The organism is Actinosynnema sp. NPDC059335, assembly GCF_042752395.1.
GTDB lineage: Bacteria > Actinomycetota > Actinomycetes > Mycobacteriales > Pseudonocardiaceae > Actinosynnema.
In genome coordinates this window covers 23,739-41,032 of sequence record NZ_JBHYXZ010000032.1, presented here as the reverse complement: position 1 = coordinate 41,032, position 17,294 = coordinate 23,739, and the positions used below count along the sequence as shown (strand labels likewise).

Annotated in this window: 10 protein-coding genes; all 10 read left to right on the top strand. The window is 74.6% G+C overall.

The window, feature by feature from the left end; all coding sequences use genetic code 11:
- Positions 1 to 14: 14 nt before the first annotated feature.
- Genes ACFXGA_RS12935 through ACFXGA_RS12890 form a run of 10 tightly spaced genes read left to right on the top strand, consistent with a single transcriptional unit; the run spans position 15 to position 17,250 of the window.
- Positions 15 to 2,291 (top strand): pyridoxal-phosphate dependent enzyme, encoded by a 2,277-nt coding sequence (locus ACFXGA_RS12935; protein ID WP_378087277.1) that lies wholly within the window; start codon positions 15 to 17, stop codon positions 2,289 to 2,291.
- Entirely contained in the window at positions 2,288 to 3,328 is a 1,041-nt protein-coding gene (locus ACFXGA_RS12930) for a GntG family PLP-dependent aldolase (protein WP_378087275.1), read from the top strand. Before ACFXGA_RS12935 ends, ACFXGA_RS12930 begins: the two co-directional genes overlap by 4 nt.
- Complete coding sequence (locus tag ACFXGA_RS12925) at positions 3,325 to 8,688, top strand: amino acid adenylation domain-containing protein (RefSeq protein ID WP_378087273.1); 5,364 nt, start codon at positions 3,325 to 3,327, stop codon at positions 8,686 to 8,688. The genes ACFXGA_RS12930 and ACFXGA_RS12925 overlap by 4 nt, the downstream gene beginning before the upstream one ends.
- Positions 8,685 to 9,584: a kinase gene (locus tag ACFXGA_RS12920; RefSeq protein WP_378087271.1), complete on the top strand. Its 900-nt coding sequence runs from the start codon at positions 8,685 to 8,687 to the stop codon at positions 9,582 to 9,584. Before ACFXGA_RS12925 ends, ACFXGA_RS12920 begins: the two co-directional genes overlap by 4 nt.
- Entirely contained in the window at positions 9,584 to 10,267 is a 684-nt protein-coding gene (locus ACFXGA_RS12915) for a hypothetical protein (protein ID WP_378087270.1), read from the top strand. Before ACFXGA_RS12920 ends, ACFXGA_RS12915 begins: the two co-directional genes overlap by 1 nt.
- A 28-nt stretch (positions 10,268 to 10,295) precedes the next feature.
- Positions 10,296 to 11,990 carry an amino acid adenylation domain-containing protein gene (locus tag ACFXGA_RS12910; RefSeq protein ID WP_378087268.1) on the top strand — a complete coding sequence of 565 codons (1,695 nt, stop codon included), beginning with the start codon at positions 10,296 to 10,298 and terminating at the stop codon, positions 11,988 to 11,990.
- Positions 11,987 to 13,273, top strand: coding sequence for a cytochrome P450 (locus ACFXGA_RS12905; RefSeq protein ID WP_378087266.1), 1,287 nt, complete (start codon positions 11,987 to 11,989; stop codon positions 13,271 to 13,273). The genes ACFXGA_RS12910 and ACFXGA_RS12905 overlap by 4 nt, the downstream gene beginning before the upstream one ends.
- Complete coding sequence (locus ACFXGA_RS12900; protein ID WP_378087264.1) at positions 13,248 to 14,036, top strand: thioesterase II family protein; 789 nt, start codon at positions 13,248 to 13,250, stop codon at positions 14,034 to 14,036. The genes ACFXGA_RS12905 and ACFXGA_RS12900 overlap by 26 nt, the downstream gene beginning before the upstream one ends.
- Complete coding sequence (locus ACFXGA_RS12895; RefSeq protein ID WP_378087262.1) at positions 14,018 to 15,967, top strand: carbamoyltransferase C-terminal domain-containing protein; 1,950 nt, start codon at positions 14,018 to 14,020, stop codon at positions 15,965 to 15,967. The genes ACFXGA_RS12900 and ACFXGA_RS12895 overlap by 19 nt, the downstream gene beginning before the upstream one ends.
- On the top strand, positions 15,967 to 17,250 hold the full coding sequence (locus tag ACFXGA_RS12890; RefSeq protein WP_378087260.1) for an MFS transporter: 1,284 nt from the start codon (positions 15,967 to 15,969) through the stop codon (positions 17,248 to 17,250). Before ACFXGA_RS12895 ends, ACFXGA_RS12890 begins: the two co-directional genes overlap by 1 nt.
- The last annotated feature ends 44 nt before the right edge of the window (positions 17,251 to 17,294 follow it).

Here is a 17,294-nt window from a genome sequence, read left to right as displayed (position 1 = left end):
GGGAGCAGCCGAGAATGATCTTCGACGACATCACCGACGCGATCGGCCACACGCCGCTGGTGCGCCTGCGCGTGCCCGCGGCCGAGGGGGTCGAGGTCTACGCCAAGCTGGAACTCCAGAACCTGTTCGGCATGAAGGACCGCGTGGCCGCGAACATCGTGCTGGAGGCCAAGCGGGTCGGCGCGCTCGCCGACGGCGCGCACATCGTGGAGAGTTCGTCGGGCACGATGGCGCTCGGCGTGGCGCTGGTCGGCACCGCCCTCGGCCACCCGGTGCACATCGTCACCGACCCGCGCATCGACCGGATGACGCTCGCGAAGCTGCGCGCCCTCGGGTGCCGGGTGCACGTCGTGGAGGCGATGACCTCGCACGGCTGGCAGAGCGCGCGCCTGGAGGCGTTGGAGCGGTTGATGGCCGACCTGCCCGGCGCGTTCTGGCCGCAGCAGTACAGCAACCCCGACAACCCCGGCGCGTACCGCAAGTTGGCCCGCGAGGTGCTGGACGACCTCGGCTCGGTCGACGTGCTGGTCGGGTCCGTCGGCAGCGGCGGCTCGCTGTGCGGCACGTCGCGCGCCCTGCGGGAGAGCCTGCCGGACCTGCACGTGGTGGGCGTGGACTGCGTCGGCAGCGCCCTGTTCGACCAGCCCGACGAGCCGCGCCGGCGGCAGAGCGGCCTGGGCAACAGCCTGCTGCCCAAGAACCTCGACCGCACCCTGGTCGACGAGGTGCACTGGCTGAACGACCACGAGGCGTTCGCGGCGACCCGGGCGCTGGCGGCCGAGCAGCAGATCTTCGCGGGCAACACGTCCGGCTCGGTCTACCGGGTGCTCACCGACGTGGCGTCGCGCGCCGAGCCGGGCACCCGCATCGTGGGCATCTTCCCCGACCGCGGCGACCGCTACGCCGACACCGTCTACAGCGACGAGTACTGGGCCTCGTCCGGGCTGGCCGACCTGGCCGTGGCCGACGCGCCCGAGCAGGTCGACTACGGCACCGAGGTCGACCGGTGGTCCCGGTCGGTGAACAAGAGCGGCCGGGACCTCGACCGGCACCTGGTGTTCGTGGAGGCCAACACCACCGGCACGGGGATGCTCGCGCTGGACCTCACCGCCGGCCTGGGCCTGCGGCCGGTGCTGCTGACCGGCAAGCCCGAGCGGTACGCGGGGCTGGCCGCCACCGGAGCCGAGGTGCTGGTGTGCGACACGAACTCGCCGAGCGCGCTGCGCACCGCCGTGCAGGACCGGTTCCGGCGCGAGGAGGTGGCCGGGGTGGTGAGCACCAGCGACTTCTACGCCCCCGCCGTGGCCGACCTCGCCGCCTGGCTGGGCCTGCCGCGCAACCCGGTGGACGCGGTGCGCACGTGCCGCGACAAGTCGCTGCTGCGCCGCCGCCTGGCCGAGGAGGGTGTGCCGCAGCCCCGGTACGCGGTGCTGGACGAGCCGGTGACGGCGGACGCCGTGGCCGCGGCGGTCGCCGACGTCGGGTTGCCGTGCGTGGTGAAGCCCGTGGACGACTCCGGCTCCAACCTCGTGGTGCTGTGCCACGACACCGCGCAGGTCGCCGCGGCGGCCGAACGCGTGCTGGCGGTGCGGGAGAACGTCCGCGGCCTGCCGACCGCCCGCCGCGTGCTGGTCGAGCAGTACGCGCGCGGCCCGGAGTTCAGCGTGGAGCTGTTCGGCTGGGCGGGCGAGTCGCACCTGGTCGGCGTCACGCGCAAGTCCGTCACCGGCGGGCCGCACTTCGTGGAGCACCGGCACCTCTTCCCCGCGCCGCTCGACCCCGCGGACGCCGACGCGCTCGCCGACGCCGCCCGGCGGGCGGTCGAGGCGGCCGGGATGACGCTGGGGGCCACGCACACCGAGGTCGTGCTGACCGAGCGCGGCCCGGCCGTGGTGGAGGTGAACCCGAGGCTCGCCGGCGGCATGATCCCCGAGCTGATCCGCCTGGCCACCGGGGTGCAGCTGCTGGAGCAGCAGTTGCGCGTGGGCGCCGGCCTGCCACCGGAGCTGGCCGCGGGGGACACCGGGCACGCGGGCATCGCGTTCCTGCTCGCGCCGGAGCACGGCGTGCTGCGCGGGGTCGACGGGGTGGCCGCCGCCCGCGCCGTGCCCGGGGTGGTCGAGGTGACCGTCACCGCCCGGGTCGGCGCGACCGTGCGCCCGCCCGCCAACGCCTACGACCGCCTGGGCTACGTCATCGCCCGCGCCGCGAGCCCGGAGGAGGTCGACGCCGCGCTCACCGCCGCGCTCGGCCGGATCGACACCCGCATCGAGTCGGAGGGCGACCAGTGATCGAGCTGCGCAGCGACACCTTCACCCTGCCCACCCCGGACATGCTCAAGGCGATGGTCGCCGCGCCGCTGGGCGACGACGTGTACGGCGAGGACCCGACCGTGCGCGAGCTGGAGGAGCTGGCCGCCGCCACGCTCGGCAAGCAGGCGGCGTGCCTCACGCCCAGCGGCACCATGGCGAACCTCACCGCGATCATGGCGCACGCCCCGCGCGGCGCGAAGGTGCTCGTGGGCGACGAGTCCGACATCCACATCTACCAGGCCGGCGGCGCGGCCGTGGTGGGCGGGGTGGTCTACGAGCCGGTCCGCACCGCCGCCGACGGCACGCTGGCCCTGGACGACCTGGCCCGCGGTTTCCCCGACGACCCGGACGACCCGCAGTTCGCGCTCCCCGCGCTGATCTGCCTGGAGGACACGCACAACCGGGCGGGCGGCAAGGTGCTGCCACCGGGCTACCTGGCGGAGGTGCGGCGGTTCGCCGACGAGCGCGGGGTCGCCGTGCACCTGGACGGCGCGCGGGTGTTCAACGCCGCCGTGGCGTCGGGCGTGCCGGTCGCGCGGATCGCCGAGCACGTCGACTCCGTGCAGTTCTGCCTGTCCAAGGGCCTGGGCGCGCCCATCGGCTCGATCGTCGCCGGCCCGGCGGAGTTCATCACCGCGGTGCGGCGGCTGCGCAAGCTGCTGGGCGGGGGGATGCGCCAGGCCGGGGTGATCGCGGCGGCGGGCATCCTCGCCATCACCAACGCCCACCGGCTCGCCGAGGACCACGCCAACGCCCGCCGGCTCGCCGAGGGGCTGGCCGGTGTGGACGGCGTCGAAGTGGACCCCGCGCAGGTGCAGACCAACATCGTGATGTTCCGCGTGCACGGGTTCAGCTGGCAGGCGTTCGTGGCCGCCGCCGCAGCCGAGGGCCTGGCCGTGGGCGAGCTGGGCCACGGGCGCATCCGCGCCGTCACGCACTCCGGCGTGACGGAGGCCGACGTGGACCGGGCGGTGGCGGTGGTCCGCGCCGTGGTGGAGCGAGGGCCGCGCGGATGAGCACCGACCGGATGAGCGCCGACCCGGGTTCGACGGCGGGCGTCTACGTGTTCCCGGCGTCGCGGGCGCAGTACCAGATGTTCTTCGTGCAGCAGGTGGTCGGCGACGCGCCGACCTACCACGTGCCGCTGTGCTACCGGCTGACCGGTGACGTGGACGAGGCCGCGCTGCGCCGTTCCGTCGCCGACGTGGTCGCCCGGCACGAGGCGCTGCGCACCCGCTTCGCGCTCGTCGACGGTGAGCTGGCGCAGGTGGTGGACCCGGTGGCGGAGCCCGAGTTCACGGTGGCGCGGCCGGGTGCGGTCGACGGCCCCGGCTGGGCCGACGACCGGGTGGCCCGTGAGGCGGCGCGGCCGTTCGACCTGGAGCGCGGGCCGCTGTTCCGGGTCGCGCTGCTGCGCCCGGGCAGGACCGAAGCGGTGCTGGTGCTGACCATGCACCACATCGTGTGCGACGGCTGGTCGGCCGACCTCGTGTTCCACGAGGTGGTCGAGGGCTACGCGGCGCACGCCGCGGGCCGCGAGCCCGACCTGCCCGAGCCCGAGTTCCAGTACGCCGACTACTCCGGCTGGCAGGACGAGTGGCTGGCCGGGCCCGCCGCGGCGGCGCAGCTCGCGCACTGGCGCGCCGTGCTGGCGCACCCGCTGCCCGTGCTGGAGCTGCCCGGCGAGGGCGCGGGCGGCCCGCCCTCGGGCGCGGACCTGCCGTTCGACCTGCCGACCGGCGCGGTGGAGCGGCTGCGGGAGCTGGCCGCCGAGACCGGGGCGACGCTGTTCATGGTGGGGTTGGCGGCCTTCCAGGTGCTGCTGCGCGAGCTGTCCGGCGTGGACGACGTCATCGTCGGCACGGTGTCGGCCAACCGCGCCCGGCCCGAGTTCGCGGGCACGGTCGGCTTCCTGGTCAACACGCTGGCGGTGCGCGTCCGGCTGGACGACGACCCGACGTTCCGCGATGTGCTCCACCGCGTGCGCGACACCGCGCTGGACGCCTTCGCCAACCAGGACGTGCCGTTCGAGCTGGTGGTGGAGGAGGTGAAGCCGCCGCGCGCGGGCGACCGCCACCCGGTCTTCCAGGTGCTGTTCACCTTCTTCGAGCCGGGGGACGGCGCCCGCACGGCCGCCGGGGTCGGCTTCACGCCGTTCCTGCTCGACTCGGGCACGGCGAAGTTCCCGCTCAGCCTGGAGGTCACCGACCGCGGGCGCGGCGCGGGCGCGAACTTCGAGTACCGGTCGGACCTGTTCACCGCCGAGCAGGTGGGCCGGTTCGCCGAGCGCTACGCCCGGCTGCTGGAGGAGGTGGCCGCCGACCCGGACCGGCCGCTCGCCCCGGCCGCCGGCCGCCCGCGGCAGTCCGAAGTGGACGACTGGGACGAGCCGGCGCCGTACGCCGCGCCGACCAACGCGGTGGAGGCCGTGCTGGCGGGCATCTGGGCGCAGGTGCTCGGGCGCGATCCGGTCGGCATCGACGACAACTACTTCGAGCTCGGCGGCGACTCGATCCGCAGCGTGCAGCTGCTGGCCCGGGCCCGCGAGCACGGCCTCGGCATCAAGGTCACCGACCTCGTGCTGCACCAGACGATCCGCGAACTCGCGCCGCGCACCACGCTGGTCGAGTCGGGCGACACCGCCGAGGACGGCCGCCTGGACCTGCTCACGCCCGCCGACCGGGAGCTGATCGGCGACGACGTGGTCGACGCCTACCCGCTGTCGGCGTTGCAGGCGGGGATGCTCTACCACAGCGAGTCGGCCGACTCCGAGCAGCTCTACCACAACGTCGCCACCTACCACCTGAGGGCGGAGCACTCCGAGGCCGCGTGGCGCGAGGCCGTGACGGCCCTGCTCGCCCGGCACGAGGTGCTGCGCACGTCGTTCGCGGTGGCCGGGTTCACCGAGCCGGTGCAGCTCGTGCACGCCGACGTGCCCACCCCGCTCACGTTCGAGGACCTGCGCGGCGCGGTCGACGTGGAGGCGGCCGTGGCCGCGCGGTTCCGCGCCGAGCGGGCCAGGCCGTTCGACTGGACCCGCCCGCCGCTGATCCGCTTCCACGTCCAGCGCCGCGCCGACGACGAGGCGCAGCTGTGGATCGTCGAGCACCACGCGATCATGGACGGCTGGAGCGGCCGGTCGCTGTTCGCCGAGCTGCTCACCCTCTACGTCCGGGCGCTCGGCCACGACCGCGAGGTGCCGCCGCCGCCCCGTGCCCGCTTCCGCGAGTTCGTCGCCCTCGAACGCGCCGCGCTCGCCGACGACGCCCACCGCGCGTTCTGGACCGACCTGCTCGACGACGTCACGGCGGGCGCCCTGCCGCTGGGCGGCCCCGCCACGGCCGAGCCGGACATGGCCATGGCGGAGTTCACCGTGCCCGCCGAGGTCGGCGAGGGGCTGCTGGCGCTGGCCAACCGGCTCAAGGTGTCGGTGCGCGTGGTGCTGCTGGCCGCCCACCTGCGCGTGATGTCGCTGCTGTCGGGGCGGGACGACGTGGTGACCGGCGTGGTCTACCACGGCCGCGGCGAGCAGACCGACGGCGACCGCGTCCTGGGCCTGTTCCTCAACACCGTGCCGTTCCGGGTGAGGTTGGCCGACGGCACGTGGGCCGACCTGGTGCGGCAGGTCGCCGGGACGGACCTGGCGATCCAGCCCCACCGCCGGTTCCCGCTGGCCGAGCTGCAACGCGCGCACGGCGGCGAGCCGCTGTTCGAGACGTTCTTCAACTACACGCACTTCCACGTCTCGCGCGACCAGCCGTCCGGCGACGTGCTGGAGCTGCTGGACGAGGACAGCGTGGTGCCGACCAACTTCCCGTTCGGCGCCGAGTTCTTCCGCGACGCCGAGACCGGCGAGATCGCCATCGGCCTGCGGCACGACCGGACCCGGCTCGACACCGGGCAGGTCGAGCGGGCGCGCGACTACTACCTGGCCGCGCTGCACGCGCTCGTCGCGGACCCGGACGGGTCGCACATCGACGCGGAGCTGCGGCCGGAGCGGGAACGGGCGCAGCTCGCCGCGTGGAACGACACCGACCGGCACTACGACCGGCCGCACCTGCTGCACGCCCTCACCCGCGGCGAACCGGACGCGCCGGCCGTGCGCTTCGAGGACACCGTGCTGACCTACCGCGAGTTCGAGGCACGCGCCAACCGCCTCGCGCACCGGCTGGTCGCGCTCGGCGTCGGCCCCGGCACGTTCGTCGGCGTGAGCGCCGCGAGGTCGGTGGAGCTGGTCGTCGCGCTGCACGCGGTCGTGCGCGCGGGCGGGGCGTACCTGCCCCTGGACCCGGACAACCCGCCGGCGCGCATCCGCGAGATGGTCGACCAGGCGCGGCCGGTGGTGCTGCTGGCCGATGGGGACCTGCCCGGCGCGCACCGCCTGGACGTCCCCGCCGACCAGCCGGACACCCCGCCGGAGACGGCGGTGACACCGGACGACCCGGCGTACCTGATCTTCACGTCCGGCTCGACCGGCCGGCCCAAGGGCGTCGTGGTCTCGCACCGCGCCATCGCCAACCGGCTGCTGTGGATGCAGGACGAGTACCCGATCGGGCCGGACGACCGCGTGCTGCAGAAGACGCCGTACTCGTTCGACGTGTCGGTGTGGGAATTCTTCTGGCCGCTGATGACCGGCGCGTGCCTGGTCGTGGCCCGGCCGGACGGGCACCGCGACCCCGCCTACCTGACCCGACTCGTCCGCGAGGCCGGGGTGACGGTGCTGCACTTCGTGCCGTCGATGCTGCGGGCGTTCCTGGACGACGACGGCGTGCCCGCGTGCACGTCGCTGCGGCGGGTGTTCGCCAGCGGCGAGGCGCTGCCGCACGACCTCCAGCAGCGGTTCTTCGCCACCCACCCGGCCGAGCTGGTCAACCTGTACGGGCCGACGGAGGCCGCGGTGGACGTCAGCCACTGGCGGTGCCGCGACGACGGGCGCGCGGTCGTGCCGATCGGGCGACCCATCGCCAACGTCCGCCTGCACGTGCTGGACGCGCGCCGCAGGCCCGTGCCGCTCGGCGTGACCGGCGAGCTGCACATCGGCGGCGTCGGCCTCGCCGACGGGTACGTGGGCCGGCCCGACCTGACCGCCGAGCGGTTCGTCGACGGCCTGTACCGCACCGGCGACCTGGCCCGGCGCCTGCCGGGCGGCGAGCTGGAGTACCTGGGCCGGGCGGACGACCAGGTCAAGGTGCGCGGGTTCCGGGTCGAGCCGGCCGAGGTGGAGGCGGTGCTGGGCGGGCACGACGGCGTGCGCGAGTGCGCGGTCGTGGCCCGGGACGGCGCGCTGGCCGCGTTCTTCGTCGGCGACGCGGACCCGGCGGCGCTGCGGGCCTTCCTGCTGGACCGGCTGCCCGAGCACATGGTGCCGCAGCTGTGGCAGTCGGTGGACGCGATCCCGCTGTCGCCCCACGGCAAGGTGGACCGCAAGGCACTGGCCGCCGTCGAGGTGCGACGGGACCGGCCGTCCGCCGTCGAGCCCGCGACCGAGGCCGAACGCGTGCTGCTGGAGCTGTGGCGCGACGTGCTCGGCGTCGAGGACGTGGGCGTGCTGGACACGTTCGGCGAGCTGGGCGGCCACTCGCTCAAGGCCCTGCGGCTGCTCACCGCGGTGCGCAAGCGGTTCGGCCGGGCGCTGCCGGTGACCGAGCTGCTCGACGGCGGCACGGTCCGCTCGATCGCGGCCCGGCTCACCGACGGCGGCGCGGGCGTGGACGACCGGCCCCGGCTGCACCTGCTGCGCCCCGGGCTCGACGGCACGCCCGTGGTGCTGGTGCACCCGGCGGGCGGCACTTTGCTCGCCTACCGGGCGCTGGTCGAGGCGATCGACCCGCGCCACCCGGTGCACGGGGTGTCGGCCGCGGCCCGGCCCGCCGCGAGCGTCGGGGAGACCGCCGCCGCCTACCTCGACCTGCTGCGCGACCTGCCCCGGCACCACCTGGCCGGCTGGTCGTTCGGCGCGGTGGTGGCGCACGAGATGGCGGTCCGCGCGCCGGACCGCGTCGCCTCGCTGACCATGGTCGACCCGTCCTACCCGGGCCAGTACGACCCCGACGACGCGGACGGCGCGGACCTGGCCGAGCAGCTGCGCCGGGAACTCGGCGACGACCACGGCCGGGACGCGGACGCGCTGCTCGCCGTGTTCGAGGCCAACGTGCGCGCCCACGCCCGGCACCGGCCGGGCCGCCACGGCGGCGACGCGGTGTTCGTGCAGGGCGAGGAGAACCGCGAGCACGACAGCGCGGGGCACTGGGCCCGGCACGTCACCGGCCGCTTCACCGTGCACGACCTGCCCGCCGACCACTTCTCGCTCGTGCGGCCACCGCACGCGGCGGCGGTCGCGGCGCTGCTCGACCTCGACGGGGGAGGCCGCGCGTGACCCGCATCGGCCACGGCCGCGCTTTCGGCACGTTCGGCGAACTGCTCCAGGGCGTGCTGCCCGAGGAGGAGCGCGACTTCCTGGTCACGCTGCCGATCACCGAGTACTCGTCGGCGCGGTTCGAGCTGACCGGCGAGCACGACCCGGTGGTCGTGACCCCGCCGAACAAGGACAAGTCACGGCTGCTGGTGGAGCGGATGCTCGCCACCGGCGGCCACCGCGGCGGCGGCGTGCTCGAACTCGCGGGCAGGCTCCCCGAGGGCAAGGGCCTCGCCAGCTCCTCCGCCGACCTGGTGGCCACCGCGCGGGCCGTGGCCGCCGCGCTGGAGCAGCCGCTCGACGCCGTGGCGATCGAGGGGTTCCTGCGGCACATCGAGCCCACGGACGGGGTCATGCACGACGGGATCGTGGCGTTCTACCACCGCGAGGTGCGGCTGCGGGAACGCCTGGGCTGCCTGCCGGTGCTGACCATCGTCGGGGTCGACGAGGGCGGCCAGGTGGACACCGTGCGGCACAACCGGGTGCCCAAGCCGTACTCCGCGCGGGACCGGGCGGAGTACGCCGAGTTGCTGGACGCGCTGACCGCGGCGGTGCGCGGGCACGACCTGGCCGCGGTCGGCGCCGTCTCCACCCGCAGCGCCGAGCTGAGCACGAAGGTCCGGCCGCGCCCGCTGCTGGCGTCGCTGCGGCGCATCGGCGCGGAGGTGGACGCGCTCGGCCTGGTGATCGCGCACAGCGGGACGGTGATCGGCGTCCTCATCGCCGACCACGACCCGGCCCGCGAGGACAAGGTGCGTTTCGTGGTCGAGCAGTGCCGCGGCCTGTCCGGGACGGTGTCGTTGCACACGTCGCTGTGCGTCGAGTCGACCTGCGCGCCGCAGAGGGTGGGTGCCTGATGGAGGTCACCATCCCGGCCCGCTTCAACGGGCCGCCCGACTCCGGCCAGGGCGGGTACGCGTGCGGGCTGCTGGCCGGGCTCGCCCCGCCCGCCGCCGGGCACGCCGTGGTCACCCTGATCGCGCCGCCGCCGTTGGACACGCCGATGCGGCTGGAGGCGGGCGCGCGCCGGTCGCACCTGTGGCTGGGCGACCGGCTCATCGCCACGGTGAGCGGGGCGCGGAAACCCGTCCCGGTGGTGGAGCCGGTGTCGCCGGGCGAGGCGCGGCGCGCCTCCGAGGGCTACCTGGGCCACCGCGACCACCCGTTCCCGACCTGCTTCGTGTGCGGCCACGACCGGGAGGACGGGCTGCGGCTCGCACCGGGCCCGGTGGCCGGGCGCGACGGCGTGGTGGCGTGCGGGTGGGTGCCCGAGGAGGCGTCGACCGAGGTGTTGTGGGGCGTGCTGGACTGCCCCGGCGGCTGGACCGCCGACCCGCGCGCGGACCCGATGGTGCTGACCCGGATGACCGCGGAGGTGGTCCGGCCGCCGCGGCCCGGCGCGCCGCACGTCGTCGTCGCGCGCCGGGAGGAGCGGTGGGGGCGGACCGCGGTGAACCTGACCAGCGTGTACGGGCCGGACGGCGACCTGGTCGCCACCTCGACCGCCCGGTGGACCGCGCTCGACGCCGGAGGGGCCTGACATGGGGACGAGACCGAGGGGGTGTGACATGCGGACGATCCCTGCGTTGTTCGCGCGCCAGGTCGCGGCCGTGCCGCGGCGGACCGCCGTGAGCGGGTCCGGGCAGCGGCTGTCCTACGCGGAGCTGGACGAGGCGTCCGCCCGCCTGGCCCACGCGCTGGGCGGGCGCGGTGTCCGGCGCGGGCACGTGGTGGCCGTCCACCTGGCGCGGTCGCCGCTGCTCGCCGTCGCGTTGCTGGGCATCCTCCGCGCCGGGGCGTGCTACCTGGCGCTGGACCCGAACGACCCGCCGGAGCGGCGGGCCGCCGTGCTCGCCGACGCGGGGGCGTCCGTCGTGCTGACCGAGGACGACGTCCTGGTCGACGGACCGCGCGGCCGGGACGTCGAGGTCGGCGCGGAGGACCTGGCCTACATCGCCTACACCTCCGGGTCCACCGGCACGCCGAAGGGCGTGTGCGTGCCCCACCGCGCCGTGGCCCGGCTCGTGCACGAGCCCGACTTCGCCACGTTCACCGCGGACGACGTGGTCCTCCAGCACGCCCCGATCGCGTTCGACGCCTCCACGCTGGAGGTGTGGGGCGCCCTGCTCAACGGCGCCCGCCTGGCCGTGGCGCCGCCGGGCGACCTGTCGCCCGCGGAGGTCGCGGAGGTCGTGCGCGCCGAGGGCGTCACCGTCGCGTGGCTGACCGCCGGTCTGTTCCACCAGGTCGTCGACACCGCCCCGGCGGACCTCAAGGGCGTGCGGCAGCTCATCGCCGGCGGCGACGTGCTGTCACCGTCCCACGTGGACAAGGCGGTGGCGCTGCTGCCGGACACCGTCCTGGTCAACGGCTACGGCCCGACCGAGAACACCACCTTCACCTGCTGCCACCCCGTCCGCGGCCGGCTCACCACGGCGACCGTGCCGATCGGCACGCCGATCCGCGGCGGCGCGGTGCACCTGCTCGACGCCGACCTGCGGCCGGTGCCGGACGGCGAGGTCGGCGAGCTGTACGCGGCGGGCGAGGGCTTGGCGCACGGTTACCTCGACCGGCCCGGGCTGACCGCCGAGCGGTTCCTGCCGGACCCGGCGACACCGGGCGGGCGCATGTACCGCACCGGGGACCTCGCCCGCCGGCTGCCCGACGGCTCGTACGAGTTCGTCGGCCGCGCCGACGCGCAGGTCAAGCTGCGCGGGTTCCGGGTGGAGCCCGGCGAGGTGGAGGCCGCCCTCACCGCGCACCCGGACGTGGCCGACGCCGCGGTGGTGGCGCAGCCCGACCGGTCGGGCGGCAAGCGGCTGGCCGCCTTCTACACCACCGAGGGCCTGGTCTCCGTCGCCGAGCTGCGGCGCACGCTCGCCGCCGCGCTGCCCCGGCACATGGTGCCCGCGACGTTCAGCCGGCTGCCCGCGCTGCCGCTGACCCCCAACGGCAAGGTGGACCGCGCGGCCCTGGCCGCCACACCGGTGCGCGCGCGGCCCGACCTCGACACCGACTACCGCGCTCCGGACGGCGAGCTGGAGCAGTGGCTGGCCCGGCTGTGGGCCGATGTGCTGGAGGTCGACGAGGTCGGCGTGGACGACGACTTCTTCGAGCTGGGCGGCCACTCGCTGCTCGCGACGGTGATCACCACGGAGATCGCCAACGAGCGGGGCACGTTCGTCCGCGCCCGCACGTTCTACGAGAACCCCACGATCGCCGAGCTGGCCGAGCACCTGGACGCGGCGGGGGAACCCCGATGAGGCTGAGCGCGCCGACCGGCCACGAGGCGGTCGACCTCGACGCGGTGGACCTGTTCGACGCCGCCACCTACTCCGACGGCGACCCGCACGTGGTGTGGCACGCCATGCGTGAGCGCGCGCCCGTGCACCGCCAGGTGCTGCCGGACGGGCGCGGGTTCGCGTCCGTGACGCGGCACGCCGACGTCAGCGCCGTGCTGCGCGACCACACCAGGTTCACCTCCAGGCGCGGCACGCTCCTGTCCATCCTCGGCGGCGTCGACCCGGCGGCGAACAAGATGATGGCCGCCAGCGACCCGCCCGTGCACACCGCCATGCGCGAGCCGATGGCCAAGGCGCTGTCGTTCGCCGCCCTGCGGTCCCGTCACCCCTCGGTGCTCGCCGTGGTGCGGCGGATGATCGCCCCGCTGGCGGGTGGCGAGCCGTGGGACGTGGCGCAGGCGGGCACGGGTTTCCCGATGGAGTTCACCGGCGCGCTGATGGGCCTGCCCGAGGCGGACTGGCCGGAGCTGGCCCGGCTCACCACGATGGCCGTCGCGCCGGAGGACCCGTCGTTCGGCGCGGAGGCCGGGCACGGCTCGCTGGTCGCCGCCCACCACGAGCTGTTCGAGTACTTCGCCGAGCAGGTCCAGGGCCGCGGCGAGCGCGACGACCTGATCGGGTTCCTCAAGGCGATGGACCTCGGCGGTCGCGGGATGCGCGCCGACGAGCTGGTCTACAACTGCTACAGCCTGCTGCTGGGCGCGAACGTCACCACACCGCACGCCGTGGCCGCGACCGTGCAGGCGTTCGCCGAGCACCCCGACGAGTACGCGCGGCTCACCGGCGACCGCGACCAGACGTCCCTCGCAGTGGAGGAAGGGCTGCGCTGGGCGTCGCCCGCGAACCACTTCATGCGTTACGCCGTGGTCGACACGGAGCTGAGCGGGCAGCCGATCCGGGCGGGCGAGGCGGTCGTGGCCTGGCTGGGTTCGGCCAACCGCGACGAGCGGGTCTTCGCCGACCCCTACCGGTTCGACGTCGCCCGCACGCCCAACCGCCACGTGGCGTTCGGGTTCGGCCCGCACTACTGCATCGGGGCGCCGCTCGCGCGCATCGCCCTGCGCCTGCTGTTCGGCGAGCTGGTGCGGCTGGTCGAGCGGTTCGAGCCCGCCGGCCCGGTGGCGCACCTGAGGTCCAACTTCGTGGCGGGCATCCGGAGCATGCCGGTGCGCGCCGTCCTGCGGCCGGGCGCCGCGGCCGAGCTGGAGGGAGGATCCGATGTCGTCCCCGCCGCGTCGAGGTAGGTGGTTGCTGCGGCGGCCCGACCCGGACGCCGCCGCCCGCCTGTTCGTCTTCCCCTACTCCGGGCTGGGCGCGTCGATGTACGCCCGGTGGCCGGCGCGGGTCGGGTCGATGGAGGTCTGCGCGGTGCAGCCACCCGGCCGCGAGAACCGCATCCGCGAGCCGCACTACGGTGGCTACACCGACCTCGCCGAGGCCGCCGTGCCGCCGCTGCTGCCGTACCTGGACCGGCCGTTCGCGTTCTTCGGGCACTGCGGCGGCGCGCTCGCGGCGTTCGCCACCGCCGTGCGGCTGCACGAGACGGGCGGACCGGCGCCCACCGTGCTGTTCATGTCCTCCCAGGTGGCCCCGCACGACGGGCCGTACGGGCGGTTCCTGTCCATGACCGACGCCGAGCTGGGCGCCGAGCTGGCCGGCCTGACCCGCGCGATGGGCGGCGACCCGGATCCCGACATGATCGACCTGGGGCTCGGCGTGCTGCGCGCCGACATCGGCGCGAACCAGCGCTACCGGCTGGACGAGCCGATGACCCTGTCGAGCGCGGTGTGCGCCGTCGGGTGGGCCGACGACGTCGAGATCCGGCCCGAGCAGATGGGCGGTTGGCGCGAGTACGCGCCGGACGGCCGGTTCTCCGCGCCCGTGCTGGCCGGGGGCCACCACGCGTTCCTGTCCGCGCCCGACCACCTGGTGGCCGAACTCGACCGGACGATGACCGAGGCACTCGCCGCACAACCAGGGGGACGAGCGTGGCCGAGTACGTCCTGAGCTGTTACCTGACCCCGCCGGGCGAGCACGCCGTGCTCCGACCCCGGCACGACCAGAACATCAGCCTCTGGCGGCGCACCGCGACCGCCGTCGAGCTGGTCCGCCTGTGGGAGCTGGAGCGGTTCAGCGGGCAGAAGCACCACTACTGGCCGCTCTACACCCCCGAACGCGCCGAGGCCGTGCTGACCGAACTGCTCGCCGCGGAGGGCCTGACCCTCGCCGACGTCGGCGCCACCTGGGGCACGCCGGGCCTGCCCGCCGCGCGGGACGTGCCCCTGCCGCCGGGCACCGAGGACTACGCCGTGCACTCGCTGGCCCACCTGTTCAGCGGGCTGCTGATGGACAGCGACGTCTTCGCCGAGGGCACCATCGTGGCGATGGCCGTGGACGCCGCGCCGGACTTCGTGCTGGAGCGCGACGCCAAGCCCTACTGGTACGCGGGCGCGGTGTCGCGGCGGGGCCGGATCACCTACGCGCCGGTCGACTCGCCCGCCCCGCTGTACTCGGCGGCCGAGCAGCTGTTCGGCAAGGAGCCGGGCACGCTGATGGCGCTGGCCTCCGCCTCGACCGTCGACATCGAGTTCGACGTCGAGCGCGTGACCGCGCTGGACCTCCGCGGCGGCCGGGTGCACCCGGTGTCCGAGGCCGTCCCGTTCGTGGAGTCGATCGTCGCGGCCGCCCGCGGGCAGTTGGCGCGCCGGGAACCCGACCCGGACTTCACCGAGGAGGAGAACCTCCAGAGCGCGGTGATGAAGGTCGTGCAGCGGGCGTGCGAGCTGGTCGCCGTGCGCAACGTGCGCAGCCTGCTCGACCTGACCGGGGTGGACCCCTCGACCGCGTACCTGTCCATGAGCGGCGGCTACGCGCTCAACTGCCCGACCAACACCGCCCTGCTCGACCGGTTCGGCTTCCGCGGCCTGCTCACCCCGCCGTGCGCCAACGACTCGGGCCAGTCCTACGGCTTGGGCCTGCTCGGCTTCTACGCCGGCGGCGCGTTCGACACCGCGCGGCACCGGCTGGGCACCGCCTACCACGGCGCCGAGGTCACCGACCTGGACGAGGCGCTGGCCGAGTTCGCGCCGTGGGTCGAGGAGGTGGACGACTTCTCGCCCGACCGGTTCGTGCTCGACGTGGCGAGGGCGCCGGTGGCGTGGGTGGACGGCGCCGCCGAGATCGGGCCGCGCGCCCTGTGCCACCGCAGCCTCCTCGGCGACCCGCGGTCGGCGAAGACCAAGCAACTGCTCAACGAGCACAAGCAGCGCCAGTGGTGGCGGCCCGTCGCGCCGGTCGTGCTGGCCGAGCACGCGGGCGAGTGGTTCGCCACGGACCGCCCGTCGCCGTTCATGCTCGAAGCGGTCGCCGTGCGGCCGGAGGTGCGCGACCTGGTCCCCGCGATCCTGCACCTCGACGGCTCGGCCCGGCACCAGACCGTGACCGCCGCCGACAACCCGCTGCTGCACCGGGCGCTGCGCGCGTTCCACGACGCGACCGGCGTGCCGGTGCTGTGCAACACCTCCCTCAACGACCGCGGCGAGCCGATCGTGGACACCGCCGCCGAGGCGCTGACGTTCTGCCTGCGCAAGGGCATCGCCGTGGCGTACGTCCTGGGCAGGCGGATCGCGCTGCGCGTCGACGCCGCGGCGGCGTCCCTGCCGCCGCGCACCCGCGACGAGCGGTTGTTCGCCGGGCAGGAATCCGATCGCGACGCCGCGTGGCACAAGTGGGTGGCCGCCGGCTACACCGAGGCCGCCATGTACCTGATGACGCAGATGCCCCAATTGGGGACCGAACCGGAACCGGACGGCGCCGAGGACCTGAATGGGTTGGCCGAGTATGTTGGATCGGTCGACCCGGCGTTCCAATTCTGGGTGGACGAGTTCCGACGCGACCAGGGACCCGGCGTCCGGTTTCCCTCCGGAAGGCACACGTGATGAATGGCCAGCCCGGCAGTTTGTTCCGGCAGGCGAATTTCCGCAACCTGTGGTTCGGGCAGACGCTGTCGTTGTTCGCGGCGGAGATCACCGCCGGTGTGATCCCGTTGCTCGCCGCGCTCACCCTGGACGCCAGCGTGCTGGAGATGGGCGTGCTGTCGGCGGTGTCGTTCCTGCCCTACCTCGTGGTGAGCCTGTTCGCGGGCGTGTGGTTGGACCGGTTGCCCAAGCGCCCGGTGATCATCGCGGCGGACCTCGGGCGGGGCGTGCTGCTGCTCCTCGTGCCGCTGGCCGCCGTGCTCGACCTGCTCAGCATGCCGTTCCTGCTGGTCATCGCGGTGCTGATCGGCGTGGGCACGGTGGTGGCCGACATCGGCAGCGCCTCCTTCCTGCCCAGCGTGGTCGGCCGGCGCGACCTGGTCGACGGCAACGGCAAGCTGGAGATCAGCAACAACGCCTCCCGCATGGCGGGCGAGGCGGTGGGCGGCGCGCTGGTGCAGGTGCTCACCGCGCCGTTCGCGCTGCTGTTCAACACCGCGGCCTACGCGCTGTCGGCGGTGTTCACGCAGCGCATCAAGGTCGATCCGCACGCCGAGCCCGAGGACGAGGACGACGAGGAGCAGCCCGACGCCCGCAAGCCGGACTTCTGGCGGGAGGTGGGGGAGGGCCTGCGGTTCGTCTTCGGCAACCCGATCGTGCGCACGCTTGCCGTCACCGCGCTGCTGTTCAACCTGTTCACGTTCTTCATCGAGCCGGTGTTCCTGATCTTCATCACCCGCACGCTCGCGCTGGAGCCGATCTACATCGGCCTCATCCTGTCCTCGTCCGGCGTCGGCGGCGTGGTGGGCGCGGTGATCTCCGGCTGGGTGTCGCGCAAGCTGCCGCTGGGCACGCTGCTGGTCGTCACGCAGTGGCTGGCGGGCGGCGCGTCCCTGCTGGTGCCCGTGGCCACGCTGGTGCCCAAGCCCGCGGCGGTGGTGCTGATCATCGTCATGCACTTCGTGGACGCGGTGATGGTCATCGTCTACAACGTCAACCAGCGCAGTTACCGGTCCGCGGTCACGCCCGACGCCCTGCAGGGCCGGATGAACGCCTCGATCCGGATGATCGTGATGGGAGTCTGCCCGCTCGGCGCGCTGCTCGGCGGCGTGGTCGGCAACGTGCTCAGCGCCACCACCGCGCTCGTCATCGGCTCGATCGGCATCCTCAGCTCCGGCGCCTACATCGCCTGCACCCGCATCCGCTCGGTCAAGGAGATCCCGACCGAGCAGCCCGCCGGCTGACCGGGCGACGACCAGGAGGGCCACCCCGCGCGGGGCGGCCCTCC